The sequence below is a fragment of the Streptomyces sp. NPDC088246 genome, from assembly GCF_044741025.1.
Lineage (GTDB): Bacteria > Actinomycetota > Actinomycetes > Streptomycetales > Streptomycetaceae > Streptomyces.
Map to the genome: position 1 here is coordinate 175,201 of NZ_JBIURV010000011.1, position 19,897 is coordinate 195,097.

Below are 19,897 nucleotides of genomic sequence, written 5' to 3' on the forward strand. Positions count from 1 at the left end.
GCTCGTCCGTTATGTAACAAGTACGGACGAGCAGGGCGGTTGGTTCCCCGAAAGGGCAATCAGAGCGTGATCATTTGATGACTACTGGCGATCATCGGTTCTCGATGACGACCGACTCGATCACGACGTCCTGCAGCGGACGGTCGGTGCGGGAGTTGGTCTTGGTGGCCGCGATGGCGTCCACGACCTTCTGGCTGGCGGGGTCGACGACCTCGCCGAAGATGGTGTGCTTGCCGGTCAGCCAGGCTGTCGGCGAGACGGTCACGAAGAACTGCGAGCCGTTGGTGCCCGGGCCGGCGTTGGCCATGGCCAGCAGGTACGGCTTGTTGAAGCTGAGGTCGGGGTGGAACTCGTCACCGAACTCGTACCCCGGGCCACCGGTGCCGTTGCCCAGCGGGTCACCGCCCTGGATCATGAAGCCGCTGATGACGCGGTGGAAGACGGTGCCGTCGTAGAGCCTGTCCGTGGACTTCTTGCCGGTCTCGGGATGCGTCCACTCACGCTCACCCTTGGCGAGCTCGACGAAGTTCTTGACCGTCTTGGGCGCGTGGTTCGGCAGAAGCCGGATCTCGATGTCGCCCTGATTGGTCTTCAAGGTGGCGTAAAGCTGCTCAGCCACGATCTGCCTTCCGTAAGTCTTCAGTGACGTTCACCGATCCTCGCACGGACCGCCCGCTCCGGCGCCCGGCCGCCACCACCAACGCACTTCACTCACCTTCTTGCCCGATTCCGCCACCTTCTTGCCCGATTCGGCGCCCGTGCGCCGAGGCCGTTCTCGCCCTGCTCGCCCGCGGCTTCCCCGAAACCCTCATGTGCCGCTCCCCGCAGGAACAAATGCGGCCAAGTGCGTGACGAACCGGCGCGGGCTGAACCGAACCGTGGCATTGTCATCGGCAAGCTCCCCTTGCACCGCATTGCCCGAAGACGTCACCGATGACCTGAATAACCCGGATGCCCGCCCCGCATGCCATACAGGCCTCCGGCAGGCATGATCTCGAAATGGGTGGAAAGGCGGAGTATCCACCCGCCACCAAGGAGGAGGATCCCGTGACCCGCATCGACAGCGTGCGCGCCGCAACCGACTCGGCGAAGGACAGCGTGCAGCACGCCGCGGAAGTGGTGGCGCCCTACGCCGACACGGCCAAGGACCAGGCCGCGCATCTTGCGTACGAGGCCCGCACGCGGCTCGCGCCGAAGGTGTCGAAGGCAGCCCAGCAGGCCCGCGTCCAATACGACGCGCATCTCGCACCACGTATCGAACTGGCCCGTGCTCACGTACCCCCCAAGGTCGACGAGGCGGCCCAGCGCGCCGCACACCGCACCCGCCGGGCCGCCCGTACCGCCGCGGACTACACCGTGCCGCGCGTCGGGCACGCGATGGCCGTCGCCCAGCCCATGGCCGAGGAGGCCTCGGCCCGCAGCGCCGCCGCGCTGGCCGCGCTGCGCAGTCAGGTGACCGCGAAGGAGATCAAGCAGCTGGCCAGAAAGCACGAGCGGCGGGCGAAGGCCGGGCGGCTGTTCAAGGGGTTCGCCGTGGTCACCATCGTGGCGGGCGGTGCCTACGCCGCCTGGAGGTGGTGGGACAAGCAGGCCAACCCGGACTGGCTGGTCGAACCGCCCGCTCCCACGGAGGTCTCCGACCGCGCGCCCCTGTCCTCGGTCGACGGCAGTGGTCCGAGCTCGCTCGACCCGGAGGTCCAGGCCAAGCAGGCCGACACGGAGACCAAGGGAACGGACGGCCCGGAAGGTGTGGACGGCACCGATCTCGACGACCGCCGCTGAACAGCCCCTGCACGAGGAACGGGCGCCGGAAGACCTGAGGTCTTCCGGCGCCCGTTCCGTCACCTGTGGAGCCTAGGAGATTCGAACTCCTGACATCTGCCTTGCAAAGGCAGCGCTCTACCAACTGAGCTAAGGCCCCGAAAAGCGGACAGCACCGGACGCTTCTGCGTCTCGGCGACCGCCGCAGACCAGAGTACCGGGTACCCCCCGGAATCTTGCAAAAAGATGGGGACTCCCGGTCGGCGACCACTCTCCGTAAGATGCTCGACGAGGTTCGCAGCAGCGAAGCCGCAGCGAAGGGGAGACGCCATGGATGCAGCTCAGCAAGAGGCAACAGCAAGAGCCAGGGAGCTTCAGCGCAGCTGGTACGGAGAACCTCTCGGGGCGCTCTTCCGCCGGCTGATCGATGATCTCGGCCTGAACCAGGCCCGGCTCGCCGCGGTCCTCGGGCTGTCCGCCCCCATGCTTTCCCAGCTGATGAGCGGTCAGCGGGCGAAGATCGGCAACCCCGCGGTCGTCCAGCGTGTCCAGGCGCTCCAGGAGCTGGCCGGCCAGGTCGCCGACGGCAGCGTCAGCGCGGGAGAGGCCACCGACCGCATGGAAGAGATCAAGAAGTCCCAGGGCGGCTCCGTCCTCACCGGCACCAGCCAGACCTCCAACACCGGCGGCGCTCCGACCGTCCGGCGCGTGGTGCGTGAGATCCAGTCGCTGCTGCGGTCGGTCGCGGCCGCCGGTGACATCATCGATGCCGCCGACTCCCTCGCCCCGACCCACCCGGAACTGGCAGAGTTCCTCAAGGTGTACGGCGCAGGGCGCACCGCGGACGCGGTGGCGCACTACGAGGGACACCAGAGCTAGGGCCTGTCCTTTCATGCCCTAGGGCACTACCCCCGAGAGCCGGGCACGAGCCGAAACAGGACTGGGAGCGGGCGCAGCGCAATGGGTGAGGTCTTCGCCGGTCGGTACGAACTGATCGATCCGATCGGACGTGGTGGGGTCGGCGCCGTCTGGCGCGCCTGGGACCACCGGCGCCGCCGTTATGTGGCGGCCAAGGTCCTCCAGCAGAGCGACGCACACACGCTGCTGCGCTTCGTCCGCGAGCAGGCGCTGCGGATCGAGCATCCGCATGTGCTCGCCCCGGCCAGCTGGGCCGCGGACGACGACAAGGTCCTGTTCACCATGGATCTGGTGAGCGGTGGTTCGCTGGCGCATGTCATCGGCGACTACGGGCCGCTGCCTCCTCGTTTCGTCTGCACGCTGCTCGACCAACTGCTGTCCGGACTGTCGACGGTGCATGCGGAGGGCGTCGTGCACCGGGACATCAAACCCGCGAACATCCTGATGGAGGCCACCGGCACCGGACGGCCGCATCTGCGGCTGTCCGACTTCGGTATCTCCATGCGCAAGGGTGAGCCGCGGCTCACCGAGACCAACTACGTGGTGGGCACGCCCGGTTACTTCGCGCCCGAACAGATGATGGGCGCGGAACCCGATTTCCCCGCGGACCTCTTCGCGGTCGGACTGGTCGCGCTGTATCTGCTGCAGGGAAAGAAGCCGGACGCGCGGGCCCTCGTCGAGCACTTCGCCTCGCACGGCACTCCCAGCGCCCCGGAGGGGATTCCCGAGCCGTTGTGGCAGGTGCTCGCGGGGCTGCTGCAGCCGGATCCCCAGGCCAGGTTCCGTACGGCCACGGGCGCGCGCAAGGCGCTGACGGCCGCGGTCGACATGTTGCCCGAGCCCGGCGCCGACGACGAGCCGGTGGAGGTCTTCGACCAACTCGGGCCGCTGCCCGCAGGCTTCGGCCCCGCCGGACCGATCGCGGCCCCCCGGACAGCCTCACAGGACGCGCAGCCCGCACAGACGGGCCAGTCCGCCCAGCAGCCCTACACCCAGCCGCCGGTCCCGATGTCGGAAACGGGCAGCTTCCACCTCCCACCGCCTCCGCGGCAGCCCACACCGCCGCCCCATCCTGCGCAGCCGGCCACGCCCCCCACACCGATCCCGGCACACGCGGCTTCCCCCTTCCCCGCGCCGGATCCCGCGCAGGGCCCCACCTCCGCGGCGCAGCACGAACCGGCTCTCACCCGCCCGTACACCGCCGGACAGCCGCACGTTCCCGCTCCCGGAGCAGCGGTTCCCCCGCACCTCTCGGCCGCTGTTCCCCCGCACGCACCGCAGAAGCGTCCGGGACCGCCCCCGAAGGTGGCGGTCCCGGTCCTGCTGGTGGCACTGATCTGTTTCGCCGTGGGCATCTGGGCGCTGACCCAGAGCTGAGCACGGCGGGCCGGAGCCCCTGCCCCGCGCGGCGGCGGCTCCGGCTACCAGGCCTGCGGCGGCCCTCCGTGCGGCGGTTGCCCGCCCCCGGCCGGGCCTCCCACAACCGGACTGTTCGAACCGATCGGTGCCGCCTGGGCGGCGACCGCACGGCGCCGTGCCAGCAGCGTCCACACACCCAGCCCGAGCACCAGCACCGCGCCCGCGCCGATCCCGGCCGCGCCGACCATCCTCATGGTGTCGCTCTCGGCCGCCTCAGGGGCGCTCTTGCCGCTCCTCGCCATGTCCTTGTCGTCCTGCGTGACCGAGAAGATCCCGGCGTCCCCCGTGTACGGCGGCTTCCCCGCCGTCCCCTCCACCTTGATCCTGAGGGTCAGCGGAATCGCCTTGTCACCGTACGACTTCGCGACCTGTGGGCTGAGGGACACCGACAGGTAGTACCAGCCGGCGAACCGCATGGCGCTGACGCTGCTGGTGGAGTCGTATCGGTTCTCGTACGCCACCGGAGGCAGCGGATCCAGCGATACGGATGCGGGCTTGCCGGAGTACGACAGCGGCGACGCGTCGTCGACATGGCCGTGCGCCGGGTTGTCCAGGGACATCGCGAGCGCGTTGCCGATGTATTCGTCCGAGGCCTTGTTGTTGCTCAGGTCGGCGGTGGCGAAGATCTGCTGGCCCCAGTCCACCGGCACCCGGTAGAAGCGGGTCTGCCCGGGTGCGATGCTGTCGTGCCACTCGCCGGTTTCCAGGCTGGCCGCGTCGTAGTAGCTGGTGCCGCCCGACCGCCTCTGCGGGGCTGTGGTGGGCGGAGCGGGCGAGGCCGACGGCCAGCTCTCCGGCGCCTCGGTCGGCATCGAACCACCCGATTTCAGCTGCGGCTCCGACACGTAGCGAAGTTCCAGGTCCCACTCATCGGATGCCGAGGTGGCCTTGCTCTCCCGCTCGATCAGGACGTTGTATGTTCCGGCTTCCTGACAGGTACTGCCGCCCTTCTCCATGATCCGGTAGGCGTACGCCGCGATCGGACGCGGGAATTCCGCCGACTCGAACCGTGCGTCCTGCGAACTGCACTGCAGGTCCGCGCTGTCCCTGACGCTGACCGTGATGCCGTCCCCGTAGGCGACCTGGCCGCCGCCCTTGGGCACGGCCACCGCCGAGACGTACGCGTTCGTCTTGTCGTCGAGGTCCAGACGGTAGTAGAGCTTCTCGCCGCGCTTGATCGAGCTCTTGTAGACCGATCCGGGCGTGAGCGCCGACGCCTCGGTGCTGACCTCCGCACCGCTGACCTTCTTCGCCCCGGGAACGAAGGCGTACGCAGCACTCTCCCCGTCCGCGTACGCCTGCCCCGGCAGCGCCGCCGCCACGCACATCGCCGCGACCATGGCCAGCGCCACCCGGCCCCTGTTGCGCTGCCTCATCACGCGCTTCCCCTCGTCGTCTGGGTGGCCCTCCTGCGACGCCCGCGTACGGAAACGAGCCCCGCGATCACCACCACCACGGCGCCCGCACCGGCAGCGGTCGCAATGCCGGTCCATCCTGCCCCGCCCGTACCACCGCTGTCTTCGGCGCCGTTCGAATTGCCTTTCTTGTCCGCCTTCTTGGCTACGGCAGGAGCATGGTGCTCGGGGCCGGCCAGCTCGTCGCCGAGCACCGACACCCGCAGCACCACACCGATCTGCGGGTTCTCCGCGATATCGGCGGCCCTCGCCCCCAGCGTCACCGAGATGTAGAAGTCACCCCCGGCGTGTACGGGCTGGACGTTGGAGCGGTACTCGTAGCGGTTGGTCCAGGCGACCGGCACCCCGCCCATCCTGATCGCCGACGGACGACCGTTGTACATGGCCGTCGAGGTGAACTCGCCGCCTCCGGTGAGCGGGAAACGAGCGGGGGTGAACAGCTGGGTCGCCCCGTACGAGTACGTGGAGGTACCGCGCTCCACCGTGGGCTCGTTCGCGAATTCCACGTCGTAGCGCACCTGCTGCCCCCAGCCGGCCGGGACCTTGTACCAGAGGGTCTGCGACGGAAGGATCCGGTCGCGCCACACGCCCCGGCCGAGCTCCTCGGCGTCGTTGAAGCCGGTGCCGCCCCGCACATCGCGGGGGTCACCGGTGGGCAGCACGGCGTCCTTGCCGCCCTTGCCGTACTCCGGCTGCGACTGGGCGGGCGTCACCCCCTTCTCCAGCGGCGTCTCCACCCCGTAAAGGAGCTCGAGCGGCCAACGCGCGGCGTCGGAGCCCTTCTTGCTCTCCCGCTCCACCACCAGCCAGTACCGGCCCGCCCGGTCGCAGGCGTGGTTGCCCTCCTCCGCGGGGATACGGGCGACCGCCGAGGTCAGCGGGGTCGCACCCTCCTTCTGGTAGAAGTGCGCGGTGTCCGTCACACAGGAACTGCCGGTGCCGTACACGATGCCGGTGCGCAGTGCGTCGAAAGTGTCGACGGCCGCCCCGGGCTGCGGCACCGCCGTCGCCGAGAAGTCCACCGTCGAAACGGCATCCAGGCCGACGGCGTAGTACCGCTTCTCACCGGGTCCGATGGTGTCCAGATACTGCCCTGGTACGAGCACGGGTGCCGCCGCCCCCGTCGCCGTGCCCTCGACCCGCTCGCCCCGGAAGCGGTAGCCGTCCGCGGAGAGTTGCGACGCCCGTTGCAGCTGCCGGGCCAGCGCCTTGGCATCCGGTGCGTCGTAGTAGTGGCCGTTGCCGGCCGCCGCGATGCATTCGAGCTGTTCGCGGGCCGCGCTCTTCACCTGGAAGCCGACGGTGTCGATCCGCAGCCCGACCCCCTCCTTGCCCAGCTGCTCGGCGACCTCGCAGGGCTGCGGCGTACCGCAGTTGTCCTCGCCGTCGGAGATCAGCAGGATCGTGCGCGTACCGATGGCACCGCCCGCGGGCCGCGGAAGGTCCTCGGCGGCCTTCCGCAACGACAGCCCGATGGGAGTGTCACCCTTGGGCTGTACGGCCGCCACAGCCCGCTTCACGGCTTCCCGGTCGAGCCTCTGTACCGCCTGTACGAGCCTGGTGTCCTTGCAGCCCTGGGGACGGTCCGCGCCGTACACCCGCAGCCCGGTCGGATATCCGTCGGGAAGGCCGTCGACGACGGTGCCGACGGCCGTACGGGCACTCTCCATCCGGGTACGCCCCGTGCCGTCGTCGTCCCCCATGGATCCGGACGAGTCGAGCACCATGACCAGGCTGCTGCCCGAGCCGGGTCGGGGTGTCTCAGAAGTGGCGGGTGCACCGCCTGGTGCCGCCGCCGCGGCCGGCATCGCGCCCGCCACCAGGGCAAGCAGCGCCCCGCCGATCCATGCCCCCGCAGCTGCAGTACGACGGTGGTGGTCCCGTGCCTTCACCCGTGCCTCCTCGACCGAAAAACCCGGCTTTTTGCTCTCGCAACCTATTGATTTGCTTAGGTGAACTCAAGAGCACAGGCGTCACGGTCCCGCAACAGCACGAAGCCCCGGCCGCTCAGCGACCGGGGCCCGCAATCAGGCTGTTCTGTCTCACACACCCGAACCTGCGGGCACGGAGTCAGTCGCCTCCGTCCACAGATCCTGCTCGGCGCGATCCGCCTGGATCTGGCGGTACACGAGGAGCCCGCCGATGGCGGCCAGTGCGACCAGGAGAAGCTTCTTCACCGCGCGACCTCGTCTTTCCTTGACGTAGGGGACTTCTGCCGCCCGACTATACACACCGGCCGATATCGATCGGTGACCTGCCTGCGGCCCAACTGGCCTCCAGGGAAAAGCGATCATCCAAGGATCGCTCCGCGGACAGTCCCGGCCGAGGGACCCGGCCGCGCCGATCGCCCCGCACAAGCCCGTCAAGGCGGGTTGAACCATACGAGTGGTGTTCATCTGAAGATCGGTGGATCGGTGGCGTCGGTCCACGAAATCGCGGGCCACATCCACATCATCAGAAAGGTAAGCAAACCGGACCACCCGAAAGCGAGGGGCCATGAGCACCTTCAAGGCCAAGAACATCTGGACCGCCTTCGTCACCGCCTTTTTCGCACTCCTCGCCGCACTGGGGCTCATGAGCACCCCGGCGGCGGCCACGGAGTCGAGCACCACGGAGCCGACCACCACGAACCAGGAGCACACGGGTGCGACCGCGGCAATCGCGACCACCCCGTCGGTGCGATGGACCCTCCCGCGTGACAGGGCGCTGCCACCCACGATGAAGCAGCGCATCCGCGCCGAGGCACACGGCTCCTCACCCGCCACCCGGCATCTGTCCGCAGACACGACGGACGCCATGGAGACCAGGAACACCGCCCGTGCCGCCCACGGGGCCCCGGCGGGGGACGCATCCCTCCTCCCGCCGTGAGAGCCGCGCAACTGACACACAGAGCCCCTGGGCCGGTTCGCTCCGGACGGGGGCTTCTTCATGTGCTCAAGCCCCGCTCTGCCCCCGTCGGCGCAGGAACACGGCACACCTCCGTGCCGCACCGAGCCCCGGGACCACACGCGGAAGGACCCGCCCATCGGCTGAGGTCAGCCGAAGATCACAAGCTCCCCACCATGATCGGCGAGAGAGCTAGGGGCCCTGATGAGCGAAGGCCCACGTGAACCACGCCACGCCGATCACGCAGATCACGAACCCCGCGAGGAGGATCCAACGCACAAAGGCCCGATCCAGCTTCCCGCGTTCGAAGGGATCCTCGTCATCGCTGCTGATCGGACCAACCGTGATCAGTCATGGCACCTCTGCTGTGACCCCTACAGACGTCAGCCTCGGCACAACGGCCGAAGCCCATGCTCGCCGAGCCCCTGGAAAATACGCTGATCGCTGATGTCAGCCAGAGATGTCAAAGACCCCCAACCATGATCGGTTGGGGGTCTTCAAAATGGTGGGGCTAACAGGATTTGAACCTGTGGCCTCATCCTTATCAGGGATGCGCTCTAACCAACTGAGCTATAGCCCCGCCGCGCTGTGCGCTGACTTCTGAAGATTAGCGCACGTCGGGGCCAGTCCCAAAATCGATACCGGGCGCCCTACTCGTCCTCGGCCAGCGTGAGCTCGATACCGCCCACGAAGCCCGCCGACAAGTTGTAGATGAAGGAGCCCAGCGTCGCCAGCGCGGTCGCCAGAACCACATCGATCACAGCGATGACCGAGGTGAAGATGAGGACCCGCGGCAGCGACAGGAACGACTGGAGATCGAAGCCATTGCCCTCGTTCGAGCCGGTGGCCTCGCTGATCGTGCCGCCCACGGTGGAGAAGACGCCCATCGCGTCCATGACCATCCACAGCACCGCGGCCGCCACCACCGTGCAGATACCGAGCGCGATGGAGAGCAGGAAGCTGACCTTCATCACCGACCACGGGTCGGCCTTGGCCACCCGCAGACGCGCCTTGCGGGTACGCGGAGTGGTCCGCGCCCCTGTCCGCGGCCGCCGGGCCGCCTGCGCGGCGGCGGCGCCCTGCGTACCGTGCGGCCGGCCACCCTGCGTCCCGTCCGCGGGCGAGGGGTACGCCTGCGGCGGGTGGTACGGCCCGCTCGCCTGCCCCGGTGCGGGCTCGCGCTCACCGGGCAACGGCCCGGTCGCGTAACCCTCGTACTGGGGCTGAGGCCCCCGAGTGTCCGTCACAGTGCCCCCTTGGGAGTCCGTGGCAGGGCCACGGGCACCGTTCGCTCCAGTTCCGGAAGCGGCCGAACCGGCGCCCGTGGCTCCACTCACGCTCTACTCCTCGTGCTCCCCGGCCGAAGGCGACGTGCCTTCGACATTGCCCTCGACTGTGCTCTCGGCAGCCTCTGCCGTCGCGGCCCCGGCGTCCTCGGACCCCTCGACCTCTTCGGCCTCGCGGCCGGCTTCGGCGTTACGAGCGATACCGACGACGGCATCGCGCTTGCCCAGATTGATCAGTTGGACGCCCATGGTGTCACGGCCCGTCTCCCTGACTTCATTGACTCGCGTACGAATCACACCACCCCCGAGCGTGATGGCAAGGATCTCATCCGTCTCCTCGACCACCAGCGCACCGACCAGCGAGCCCCTGTCCTCCACGATCTTGGCGGCCTTGATGCCCAGGCCACCACGACCTTGAACGCGGTACTCGTCGACGGGAGTCCGCTTCGCGTACCCACCATCGGTGGCAGTGAACACGAACGTACCCGGCCGGACAACATTCATCGAGAGCAGTTCGTCGCCTTCGCGGAAACTCATGCCCTTGACGCCCGAAGTGGCACGGCCCATCGGGCGCAGCGCATCGTCCGTCGCAGTGAACCTGATCGACTGGGCCTTCTTGCTGATGAGCAGCAGATCGTCCTCGGCCGACACCAGCTCCGCACCGATCAGCTCGTCGGCAGTGCCTTCGGCGCCATCTGCCGTCTCCCGGAGGTTGATGGCGATGACACCTCCGGAACGCGGCGAGTCATAGTCCTTCAGCGCGGTCTTCTTCACGAGACCGCCCTTCGTGGCCAGGATCAGATAGGGCGCGGCTTCGTAGTCACGGATCGCCAGGATCTGGGCGATCTGCTCGTCCGGCTGGAAAGCCAGCAGGTTGGCGACATGCTGACCACGGGCATCACGGCCGGCGTCCGGGAGCTCGTACGCCTTCGCCCGGTACACCCGGCCCTTGTTGGTGAAGAACAGCAGCCAGTGGTGCGTCGTCGACACGAAGAAGTGGTCGACGATGTCGTCTTCCTTGAGCTTCGTACCGCGCACGCCCTTGCCGCCGCGCTTCTGGGAGCGGTAGTCGTCCGTCTTCGTACGCTTCACATAGCCGCCGCGCGAGATCGTGACGACGATGTCCTCCTCGGCGATCAGGTCCTCGATGGACATGTCACCGTCGAAGGGCACCAGCTTGGAACGCCGGTCGTCGCCGAACTTCTCGACGATCGCCGCCAGCTCCTCGCTGACGATCTGACGCTGCCGCTCCGGCGACACCAGGATCGCGTTGTACTCGTTGATCTTCGCCTGGAGCTCGTCGTGCTCGGCCGTGATCTTCTGGTGCTCCAGCGCGGCCAGCCGGCGCAGCTGCATCTCCAGAATCGCGTTCGCCTGGATCTCGTCGATCTCCAGCAGGCCCATCAGGCCCTCGCGCGCCACCTCGACCGTCTGGCTGCGCCGGATGAGGGCGATGACCTCGTCGATCGCGTCCAGCGCCTTGAGCAGACCACGCAGAATGTGCGCCCGCTCCTCCGCCTTGCGCAGACGGAACTTCGTACGCCGGACAATGACCTCGATCTGGTGCGTCACCCAGTGGCGGATGAACGCGTCGATCGACAGGGTGCGCGGCACACCGTCGACCAGCGCCAGCATGTTGGCGCCGAAATTGGTCTGCAGATCGGTGTGCTTGTACAGGTTGTTCAGAACGACCTTGGCGACCGCGTCCCGCTTCAGCACGACGACCAGACGCTGACCCGTACGCGACGAGGTCTCGTCACGGACGTCCGCGATCCCGCCGACCTTGCCGTCCTTCACCAGGTCGGCGATCTTCTGCGCCAGGTTGTCGGGGTTGGTCTGGTACGGAAGCTCCGTGACGACCAGGCACTGCCGGTTCTGGATCTCCTCGACCGCGACGACCGCACGCATCGTGATCGAGCCACGGCCGGTGCGGTACGCCTCCTCGATGCCCTTGCGGCCCACGACGAGCGCACCCGTCGGGAAGTCCGGGCCCTTGATCCGCTCGATCAGCGCATCCAGAAGCTCCTCCTGCGAGGCCCCCGGGTGCTCCAGATACCACTGGGCGCCGGCCGCGACCTCACGCAGATTGTGCGGCGGGATATTGGTCGCCATACCGACCGCGATGCCTGCGGAACCGTTGACCAGCAGGTTCGGGAAGCGCGCCGGCAGAACCGTCGGCTCCTGGTTGCGGCCGTCGTAGTTGTCCTGGAAGTCGACGGTCTCCTCGTCGATGTCCCGGACCATCTCCATGGACAGCGGCATCATCTTGCACTCGGTGTACCGCATGGCGGCGGCCGGGTCGTTGCCCGGAGAACCGAAGTTGCCGTTGGAGTCCACCAGCGGCATGCGCATCGACCAGTGCTGCGCCAGCCGCACCAGCGCGTCATAGATCGAGGAGTCACCGTGCGGGTGGTACGTACCCATGACGTCACCGACGACACGGGCACACTTGTAGAAGCCCTTCTCGGGCCGGTAACCGCCGTCGTACATCGCGTACAGCACCCGGCGGTGAACGGGCTTGAGACCGTCCCGTACATCAGGCAGTGCACGCGAGACGATCACGGACATCGCGTAGTCGAGGTAGGAGCGCTGCATCTCCGTCTCGAGCCCCACGGGCTCGACACGCATGCCCACGCCGGCGGCGGTGGGCTCCTCTTCAGGTGTCACAGGGGTGTTCTCGTCGGCCATTGCTGGTCAAAGTCCTTTCGAGCGGCGGTTTGCTGATACGGCCGACTCAGATGTCGAGGAAGCGGACGTCCTTGGCGTTGCGCTGGATGAACGAGCGCCGCGCCTCGACGTCCTCGCCCATCAGCACCGAGAAGAGGTCGTCCGCCTGCGCCGCGTCGTCCAGCGTGACCTGGCCGAGGACCCGGTGGTCCACATCCATCGTGGTGACGCGCAGCTCCTCGGCGTTCATCTCGCCGAGACCCTTGAAGCGCTGGATCGAGTCTTCCTTGATCCGCTTGCCGTTCTGCTTGCCCAGCTCGACCAGGGCGTCGCGCTCCCGGTCCGAGTACGCGTACTCGAAGTCGTCCCGGCCCCACTTGATCTTGTAGAGCGGCGGGCGGGAGAGATACACGTGCCCGGCCTCGACCAGCGGACGCATGAAGCGGAAGAGGAACGTCAGCAGCAGGGTGTTGATGTGCTGACCGTCGACATCGGCGTCCGCCATCAAGATGATCTTGTGATAGCGGAGCTTCTCGATGTCGAAGTCCTCGTGGACCCCGGTACCGAAGGCCGAGATCAGCGCCTGGACCTCGGTGTTCTGAAGGATCTTGTCGATCCGGGCCTTCTCGACATTCAGGATCTTGCCCCGGATCGGCAGGATCGCCTGGTACATCGGGTTACGGCCGGACTTCGCCGAACCACCGGCGGAGTCACCCTCGACGATGAAGATCTCGCACTTCGTCGGGTCGTTGGACTGGCAGTCGCTCAGCTTGCCCGGCAGCGAGGCGCTCTCCAGGAGCCCCTTGCGGCGGGTCAGATCACGCGCCTTGCGGGCCGCGACACGGGCCGTGGCCGCAGCGATGCCCTTGCGGATGATGTCCGCGGCCTCGTTCGGATTGCGGTCGAACCAGTCCGTCAACTGCTCGTGGACCACCTTCTGGACGAAGGTCTTCGCCTCCGTGTTGCCCAGCTTGGTCTTCGTCTGCCCCTCGAACTGCGGCTCGCCCAGCTTCACCGAGATGATCGCCGTCAGACCCTCACGGACGTCGTCACCGGTGAGGTTGTCGTCCTTCTCGCGCAGCAGCTTCTTGTCCCGCGCGTACTTGTTGACCAGCGTCGTCAGAGCCGCACGGAAACCCTCCTCGTGCGTACCGCCCTCATGCGTGTGGATCGTATTGGCGAAGGAGTACACACCCTCGCTGTACTGCGTGTTCCACTGCATCGCGATCTCGGCCGAGAGGAGACGCTCCTTGTCCTCGGCCTCGATGTCGATCACCGACTGGTGAATGACATCGCCCTTGCGGGAGTTGAGGTACTTCACGAAGTCGACGATGCCGCCCTCGTAGTGGTACGTGACCGTACGGGCCTGCTCCTCCTCGGCGACCTCGGCCACCTCGGCGACATCCGCGCCCGCCGTCGCCTTCGCCGACTCACGCTCGTCGGTGAGCTTGAGCGTCAGACCCTTGTTGAGGAACGCCATCTCCTGGAAGCGGCGCGACAAGGTCTCGAAGGAGTACTCGGTCGTCTCGAAGATGTCCCCGTCGGCCCAGAAGGTGACGGTCGTGCCGGTCTCGTCGGTGGCCTCGTTACGGGCCAGCGGAGCCGTCGGCACACCGAGCTTGTAGTCCTGGGTCCAGCGGTAACCGTCCGTCCGGACCTCGACCGAGACCCGCGACGACAGCGCGTTGACCACGGAGACACCGACACCGTGCAGACCGCCGGAGACGGCGTAGCCGCCGCCGCCGAACTTGCCGCCGGCGTGCAGCACCGTCAGCACGACCTCGACCGCGGGCTTCTTCTCCGACGGCACGATGCCGACCGGGATACCACGGCCGTTGTCGACCACACGCACCCCGCCGTCGGCGAGGATCGTGACGTCGATCGTGTCCGCGTGCCCGGCCAGGGCTTCATCGACCGAGTTGTCGACGACCTCGTACACAAGGTGGTGGAGTCCACGCTCACCGGTCGAGCCGATGTACATGCCAGGTCGCTTGCGGACCGCGTCCAGGCCCTCGAGGACGGTGATCGCGCTCGCGTCGTACGAGGCAGTGACCTCGCCCGAGGCAGTTGCCCCGCCGCTCTCACCGAGTGTGGACGGAATGTTCTCGTTGGGGTTGCCGGAATCGGCCACGAAGCGCCCTTTCTGGCACAGCACAGGCCGTTCTCCGGACAGTCGGGAGCGGCTGCGTCGTTCGGCTTGTAATCGACGACTCCCGCAAGGATGCGGGATTGTCCACCAGTCTACCGGTAGCACCGACATGAATGGGGGTTTGCCGGTACCTGAGTACGCATGTGCCGCCCTGGATGAGCGCCTGACGACTCCCCATATTCAGGACGGCCCCCCAAGAGGCTCACGCGGGCATTGAGCGCTTCGGCCTGTCAACCTCTCGCTACCGTGAGGGACACCCCACTCCCACCGCGTGGTTTCAACCAGCGCACACCGGCACAACACGGACGCGACGGACAGCGCGAACGAGCAGACAGCACAAGGCCATGACTCACATCGGAACAGAGCGCCACGGAGCTCAGAAACAGAGAAAAGCCCAGCTCAGAGGCCTCATCCGTACGTATCGCCAGGCCCGGTGCTCCCCGGCGCCCGCAGCGGACCGAACCTGCGCTGCGGACCCCCCGGCCCCAACACCTTGATCAACCTCACCGTGCCATGCCCCAGATCCCCATTCAGCCGGGCCACCAGCTGAGGCGCCAGCAACCGCAGCTGCGTCGCCCACGCCGTCGAATCGCACTGCACCGTCAGCACCCGCTCGTCCGGATCCTCGTCGTACCGCAACGGCACACAGTGATTGGCCAGATCCTCACCGACGATCTGCGGCCAGCGCCCCATCACCCCACCCACCGCCGCAGGCGTCTCCCAGCCACGCTCAGTGATCAGACGATTGATCGCAGCACCCAACGGCAACGGGTCACGGCCATCCGCCCGCGCCCCCGAACGCAGCCCACCACCGCGCCTGGCCTGCTTCTTCTGCTGCGCCGCAGCACCACGCGCCCGCGCCTGCTCCTTCGCCGCACGCAACGCCACCCGCGCCAGATCGACACCCGAGGGCTCCGGCTGCTTCCCTTCCGCCGGCCGCTCCTGCGACTGCTCCCCAGACGCCCCGGACACCTCACCACGGCCGCTCACAGCCGCTCCACCTCACCCGCGGACACCGCATACCGCGTCCCCGCCAGCACACCCGGAACATCGTCGTCCACCGCAGCCGTCACCAGCACCTGCTCGCCCGGAGCCACCAACTCCGCCAACCGCTCACGACGACGCGCATCCAGCTCGGCAAAGACATCGTCCAGCACCAGCACCGGCTCATTGCCCTCGCCGCGCAGCAGATCGTACGAAGCCAGCCGCAGCGCCAACGCATACGACCAGGACTCACCGTGGCTCGCGTACCCCTTGGCCGGCATCCCCCGCAAACCCAGCAACAGATCATCACGGTGCGGACCGACCAACGTCACACCCCGCTCGATCTCCTGCTTACGCACATCCACCAGGGCCGCGATCAGCTGCTCGTACAGCTCGTCACGGGTGCGGGCCGGCTCCACGCCTGCACCGACCGAACTGCGGTACTCCAGCGCCACCGGACCACCACCCGGCGCCACATCTCCGTACGCCTTGTCAGCCAGCGGCTGCAACGCGGCGATCAGATCCAGCCGCTGCGCCAGCAGCTCCGCACCCACCCGGCCCAGATGCTGGTCCCACACGTCGAGCGTGGACAGATCCATCGACCGGCCCCCGTGCCTGCGCGCCATCGCCGCCGACTTCAGCAAGGTGTTGCGCTGCTTCAGCACCCGCTCGTAGTCCGAACGCACCCCCGCCATCCGCGGCGAACGCGCCGTGATCAGCTCGTCGAGAAAGCGCCGACGCTCCCCGGGGTCCCCCTTGACCAACGCAAGATCCTCCGGCGCGAACAGCACCGTACGTATGATCCCCAGCACATCACGCGGCCTGACCTGCGACGATCTATTGATCCGGGCCCGATTGGCCTTGCCGGGATTGAGCTCCAGCTCGACCAGCTGCGAGCGCTCGCCCTGCGTCACGGCGGCCCGGATGACAGCCCGGTCCGCGCCCATCCGCACCAGCGGCGCATCGGAGGAGACCCGATGGCTGCCGAGCGTCGCAAGGTAGCCGACGGCCTCCACCAGATTCGTCTTGCCCTGGCCGTTGGCCCCCACGAAAGCGGTGACGCCCGGATCGAGAGGTACCTCGACCCGGGCGTACGAGCGGAAGTCGGCCAGCGAGAGATGCGTGACATGCATGGGTGTACGCCGACCTTCCCGGCTTCCTGCTCCGTGCTCCGTAGTTACGGGTCGGACACTTCGGCCCGGCCCGCTCCCCGTTGCGGTTACTTCTTGTTCTCGACCGCGTGGCCGCCGAACTGGTTGCGCAGCGCGGCGATCATCTTCATCTGCGGGGAGTCGTCCTGTCGCGAGGCGAAACGCGCGAAGAGCGACGCGGTGATTGCGGGCAGCGGCACCGCGTTGTCGATCGCGGCCTCCACCGTCCAGCGGCCCTCACCGGAGTCGGCGGCGAAGCCACGGAGCTTGTCGAGGTGCTCGTCGTCGTCCAGTGCGTTGACCGCCAGGTCGAGCAGCCAGGAACGGATGACCGTGCCCTCCTGCCAGGAGCGGAAGACCTCGCGCACGTCGGTGACGGAGTCGACCTTCTCCAGCAGCTCCCAGCCCTCGGCGTAGGCCTGCATCATGGCGTACTCGATGCCGTTGTGGACCATCTTCGCGAAGTGGCCGGCACCGACCTTGCCCGCGTGGACGGAACCGAAGTCGCCCTCGGGCTTCAGCGCGTCGAAGACCGGCTGGACCTTCGCCACGTTCTCGGCGTCGCCGCCGTACATCAGCGCGTAGCCGTTCTCCAGGCCCCAGACGCCGCCCGAGACGCCGCAGTCCACGAAGCCGATGCCCTTGATGCCCAGCTCGACCGCGTGCTTCTCGTCGTCCGTCCAGCGGGAGTTTCCGCCGTCCACGACGATGTCACCGGGCGAGAGAAGCCCGGCCAGCTCGTCGATGGTGGCCTGGGTCGGGGCACCGGCCGGAACCATCACCCAGATGACCCGGGGGCCCTTCAGCTTGCCCACAAGCTCTTCGAGACTGTGGACATCGGAGACGTCCGGGTTGCGGTCGTAACCGATGACGGTGTGGCCTGCGCGGCGGATGCGCTCGCGCATGTTGCCGCCCATCTTGCCGAGGCCGACGAGACCGAGCTCCATCAGAGATTCCTTAAGCGTTGTGCCGATTCGTACCCAAGGCCGAGCCTACGCCCGGCCTGGGACAGACCGACGGGCATGCTCGGCACTGAGCGTGCCCGTCGGGAGCTGCCTTGCAGGACCGATGGCCGGGTCAGCCGGAAAGGCGGACCGGCATGATCAGGTACTTGTACGCGTCATCCGCCTCGGCATCCACGGCCGGACGACCGCTGAGCAGCGCAGGCTTGGTGGACGTCGTGAACGAGAGCTGGGCAACCGGGGAGTCGATCGCGCTCAGCCCGTCCAGCAGGAAGGTCGGATTGAAGGCGATCGAGATGTCATCGCCCTCCAGCACCGCGTCGACCCGCTCCACAGCCTGTGCATCGTCACTGGAACCCGCCTCCAGGATCAGCACACCCTGCTCGAAGCTGAGCCGCACCGGAGTGTTCCGCTCGGCAACGAGAGCCACACGCTTGACTGCCTCGACGAACGGAGCGGTCTCGATGACCGCGACCGAGTTGAACTCGGTGGGGAACAGCGTCCGGTACTTCGGCAGATCGCCTTCGAGCAGTCGCGTGGTCGTACGCCGGCCCGCGCCCTCGAAACCGATCAGGCCCTCGCCGGCACCCGAGCCGGACAGCGCCAGAGTCACCGTGTCACCGCTGGTCAGAGCCTTGGCGGTGTCCAGCAGCGTCTTGGCGGGCACCAGGGCGACAGCCGAGGCATCGGGGTTCTCCGGCTTCCAGAGGAACTCGCGGACCGCGAAGCGGTAGCGGTCGGTGGAGGCCAGGGTGACGGTCTCACCCTCGATCTCGATCCGCACACCGGTCAGGACGGGCAGCGTGTCGTCACGGCCCGCGGCGATGGCGACCTGGGCGGCGGCCGAGGCGAAAACCTCACCCGGGACCGTGCCGGTGGCGGTCGGCATCTCCGGCAGCGCCGGGTACTCCTCCACAGGAAGGGTGTGGAGTGTGAATCGCGAGGAGCCGCAGACCACGGTGGCCCGTACACCGTCTGTGGAAATCTCCACCGGGCGGTTGGGAAGGGCACGGCAGATGTCGGCGAGCAGTCGGCCGGAGACCAGCACCGTGCCGTCCTCCTCGACCTCGGCGTCCACCGAGACCCGGGCCGAGACCTCGTAGTCGAAGCTGGAGAAGCTGAGGGCGCCGTCCTCAGCCTTCAGCAGAAGGCCCGCAAGAACGGGCGCCGGCGGACGGGCCGGGAGGCTACGGGCCACCCAGGCCACAGCCTCCGCGAGTACATCGCGCTCCACCCGGATCTTCACCGGAACCGCCTCCTGCTGTTGCTCGCTCGCCCTGCTGGCCTTCGTCGTCTGATCGGGTCTCCCACCGGTGACAGCGGGAGGACGCCGGGGACCAGTCTGACGTACGGCACCGACACTCGGTGCTGCTCGGGGTCAAGTCGCGACAAGAGGTTCGGAGAGCTCCGGCGCCGAGTTGTGCACAGGCCCCACTTCGAAGCGGATTCCGGGCTAACTCTAGGTGGCAGTAGTAGTAGGGCCTGTGGAAACCGTGGATAACGTCGTTTCCGCAGGTCAAGCCCGGTTTTTTGTCCACCGACCCTGTGGGTGGCACCGGTGGACAACCCGGTGCTTCTGTGGACACACGAAAGTTCTGCACACCCGATGCACAGGGCAGGGGGGTTTCTCCCCAGGGCTGTCCCCAGCTTTACCCACGTTCCCCACAGCCCAACCGACCCTCTCGGTGTGACGCCTTTCACTCGGCGCAGTGAAAGGCGGTGTTGCGTTGCCGAACAGTGGACAGGGGTGTGGAGAAGCTCGAGGAAGCTGGGGACAACATGGCCAGTGCTGTGGGCCGCCGGTGGACAACAGCAGCAGCTCCCTGTGGACGAATATTTTGTCCACAGGCTGTGGATCATTGTTGACCACAAATCCCCAGGCCCTTGACCTGGCCTGATGGAGTATCGGTAGTCGCCCCTGTGGAAGCAATATGGACAACTTCCGGATCCCCAGCCTGTGGAGGAGAAATTCTCCCCAGATCTGTGGAGAACGGACGGCCGGCGCCGGGTATTCGAACACCGCGATTGCCTCGGAGCCTCGGAGGCCGGGCTCGGAGGGGGCCTTCGAGGCTCCGGAAGGGCTCGGGGAAGGCGTCAGGAGAGGGCGGGACGGCTTCAAGAGAGCCCGGGAGCGGCAGCTGGAAGCCCTCTGGGACGCCCGCTGGAAGGACTTCGGGCAAGCCTTGGGCAACGCAGAAGGGGGGGGGGGGGGCCCCGGGGGGGGGGGCCCCCCCCCCCCCGGGGGGCCGGGGGGGGGGGGGGGGGGGGGGGGGGGGCCCCGTGGTTTGTGGGTTGGTGT

At 67.7% G+C, this 19,897-nt stretch carries 15 protein-coding genes and 2 tRNA genes; 4 read left to right on the plus strand and 13 right to left on the minus strand.

All coding sequences use genetic code 11. The features are described 5' to 3' along the window. Nucleotides 1–91 precede the first annotated feature (91 nt). A complete protein-coding gene (locus ACIPEK_RS17760; RefSeq protein ID WP_114245503.1) occupies nucleotides 92–619 on the minus strand; it encodes a peptidylprolyl isomerase in 528 nt (175 codons plus the stop codon). Between the two features lie 428 nt (nucleotides 620–1,047). On the opposite strand from ACIPEK_RS17760, the gene ACIPEK_RS17765 reads away from it, so the two are divergent. After that, the gene (locus tag ACIPEK_RS17765) at nucleotides 1,048–1,782 is read left to right on the plus strand and encodes a DUF5324 family protein (protein WP_401996785.1); all 735 of its coding nucleotides are present in this window, start codon (nucleotides 1,048–1,050) and stop codon (nucleotides 1,780–1,782) included. A 66-nt stretch (nucleotides 1,783–1,848) separates the two neighbouring features. On the opposite strand, the gene ACIPEK_RS17770 is transcribed toward ACIPEK_RS17765, so the two are convergent. Beyond that, nucleotides 1,849–1,921, minus strand: a tRNA-Ala gene (locus ACIPEK_RS17770). A gap of 170 nt (nucleotides 1,922–2,091) precedes the next feature. Here ACIPEK_RS17770 and ACIPEK_RS17775 point away from each other — a divergent pair. Together ACIPEK_RS17775 and ACIPEK_RS17780 are read left to right on the plus strand one after the other, a co-directional pair. Then, complete coding sequence (locus ACIPEK_RS17775; RefSeq protein WP_093895034.1) at nucleotides 2,092–2,640, plus strand: DNA-binding protein; 549 nt, start codon at nucleotides 2,092–2,094, stop codon at nucleotides 2,638–2,640. 81 nt (nucleotides 2,641–2,721) lie between these two features. Then, complete coding sequence (locus ACIPEK_RS17780; protein WP_401996788.1) at nucleotides 2,722–4,056, plus strand: protein kinase; 1,335 nt, start codon at nucleotides 2,722–2,724, stop codon at nucleotides 4,054–4,056. Between the two features lie 44 nt (nucleotides 4,057–4,100). Here the strand turns inward: ACIPEK_RS17780 and ACIPEK_RS17785 are convergent, their stop codons facing one another. The 3 genes from ACIPEK_RS17785 to ACIPEK_RS17795 form a co-directional block, all read right to left on the minus strand. Beyond that, nucleotides 4,101–5,474, minus strand: coding sequence for a hypothetical protein (locus ACIPEK_RS17785; RefSeq protein ID WP_401996790.1), 1,374 nt, complete (start codon nucleotides 5,472–5,474; stop codon nucleotides 4,101–4,103). Further along, entirely contained in the window at nucleotides 5,474–7,321 is a 1,848-nt protein-coding gene (locus ACIPEK_RS17790) for a VWA domain-containing protein (RefSeq protein ID WP_401996908.1), read from the minus strand. Before ACIPEK_RS17790 ends, ACIPEK_RS17785 begins: the two co-directional genes overlap by 1 nt. 234 nt (nucleotides 7,322–7,555) lie before the next feature. Beyond that, complete coding sequence (locus ACIPEK_RS17795; protein WP_003958712.1) at nucleotides 7,556–7,690, minus strand: DLW-39 family protein; 135 nt, start codon at nucleotides 7,688–7,690, stop codon at nucleotides 7,556–7,558. A 319-nt stretch (nucleotides 7,691–8,009) separates the two neighbouring features. Here ACIPEK_RS17795 and ACIPEK_RS17800 point away from each other — a divergent pair, with 319 nt between their 5' ends. Then, nucleotides 8,010–8,381 carry a DUF6344 domain-containing protein gene (locus ACIPEK_RS17800; protein ID WP_382899512.1) on the plus strand — a complete coding sequence of 124 codons (372 nt, stop codon included), beginning with the start codon at nucleotides 8,010–8,012 and terminating at the stop codon, nucleotides 8,379–8,381. Nucleotides 8,382–8,902: 521 nt separating this feature from the next. On the opposite strand, the gene ACIPEK_RS17805 is transcribed toward ACIPEK_RS17800, so the two are convergent. The 8 genes from ACIPEK_RS17805 to dnaN form a co-directional block, all read right to left on the minus strand. Continuing rightward, nucleotides 8,903–8,979, minus strand: a tRNA-Ile gene (locus tag ACIPEK_RS17805). A 70-nt stretch (nucleotides 8,980–9,049) separates the two neighbouring features. Further along, the gene (locus ACIPEK_RS17810) at nucleotides 9,050–9,646 is read right to left on the minus strand and encodes a DUF3566 domain-containing protein (protein WP_401996793.1); all 597 of its coding nucleotides are present in this window, start codon (nucleotides 9,644–9,646) and stop codon (nucleotides 9,050–9,052) included. A 93-nt stretch (nucleotides 9,647–9,739) separates the two neighbouring features. Next, on the minus strand, nucleotides 9,740–12,373 hold the full coding sequence (gene gyrA, locus ACIPEK_RS17815) for a DNA gyrase subunit A (protein ID WP_401996796.1): 2,634 nt from the start codon (nucleotides 12,371–12,373) through the stop codon (nucleotides 9,740–9,742). 46 nt (nucleotides 12,374–12,419) lie between these two features. Beyond that, on the minus strand, nucleotides 12,420–14,507 hold the full coding sequence (gene gyrB / locus ACIPEK_RS17820) for a DNA topoisomerase (ATP-hydrolyzing) subunit B (RefSeq protein ID WP_401996799.1): 2,088 nt from the start codon (nucleotides 14,505–14,507) through the stop codon (nucleotides 12,420–12,422). 402 nt (nucleotides 14,508–14,909) lie between these two features. Beyond that, nucleotides 14,910–15,473: a DUF721 domain-containing protein gene (locus tag ACIPEK_RS17825; protein ID WP_401996911.1), complete on the minus strand. Its 564-nt coding sequence runs from the start codon at nucleotides 15,471–15,473 to the stop codon at nucleotides 14,910–14,912. Nucleotides 15,474–15,487: 14 nt separating this feature from the next. Beyond that, a complete protein-coding gene (gene recF, locus ACIPEK_RS17830; protein ID WP_401996802.1) occupies nucleotides 15,488–16,618 on the minus strand; it encodes a DNA replication/repair protein RecF in 1,131 nt (376 codons plus the stop codon). 86 nt (nucleotides 16,619–16,704) lie between these two features. Continuing rightward, nucleotides 16,705–17,583, minus strand: a complete 879-nt coding sequence (gene gnd, locus ACIPEK_RS17835; protein ID WP_327274151.1) for a phosphogluconate dehydrogenase (NAD(+)-dependent, decarboxylating) — start codon at nucleotides 17,581–17,583, stop codon at nucleotides 16,705–16,707. A gap of 130 nt (nucleotides 17,584–17,713) precedes the next feature. Further along, the gene (gene dnaN, locus ACIPEK_RS17840; protein ID WP_114245512.1) at nucleotides 17,714–18,844 is read right to left on the minus strand and encodes a DNA polymerase III subunit beta; all 1,131 of its coding nucleotides are present in this window, start codon (nucleotides 18,842–18,844) and stop codon (nucleotides 17,714–17,716) included. Between the last annotated feature and the right edge of the window lie 1,053 nt (nucleotides 18,845–19,897).

What these genes read in the sequence shown, in the direction of transcription:
- ACIPEK_RS17775 (WP_093895034.1), top strand. Translation starts at nt 2,092, where the DNA reads ATGGATGCAGCTCAGCAAGAGGCAACAGCAAGAGCCAGGGAGCTTCAG.
- ACIPEK_RS17780 (WP_401996788.1), top strand. Translation starts at nt 2,722, where the DNA reads ATGGGTGAGGTCTTCGCCGGTCGGTACGAACTGATCGATCCGATCGGA.
- ACIPEK_RS17785 (WP_401996790.1), bottom strand. Translation starts at nt 5,474, where the DNA reads ATGAGGCAGCGCAACAGGGGCCGGGTGGCGCTGGCCATGGTCGCGGCG.
- ACIPEK_RS17790 (WP_401996908.1), bottom strand. Translation starts at nt 7,321, where the DNA reads ATGCCGGCCGCGGCGGCGGCACCAGGCGGTGCACCCGCCACTTCTGAG.
- ACIPEK_RS17800 (WP_382899512.1), top strand. Translation starts at nt 8,010, where the DNA reads ATGAGCACCTTCAAGGCCAAGAACATCTGGACCGCCTTCGTCACCGCC.
- gyrA (WP_401996796.1), bottom strand. Translation starts at nt 12,373, where the DNA reads ATGGCCGACGAGAACACCCCTGTGACACCTGAAGAGGAGCCCACCGCC.
- recF (WP_401996802.1), bottom strand. Translation starts at nt 16,618, where the DNA reads ATGCATGTCACGCATCTCTCGCTGGCCGACTTCCGCTCGTACGCCCGG.
- gnd (WP_327274151.1), bottom strand. Translation starts at nt 17,583, where the DNA reads ATGGAGCTCGGTCTCGTCGGCCTCGGCAAGATGGGCGGCAACATGCGC.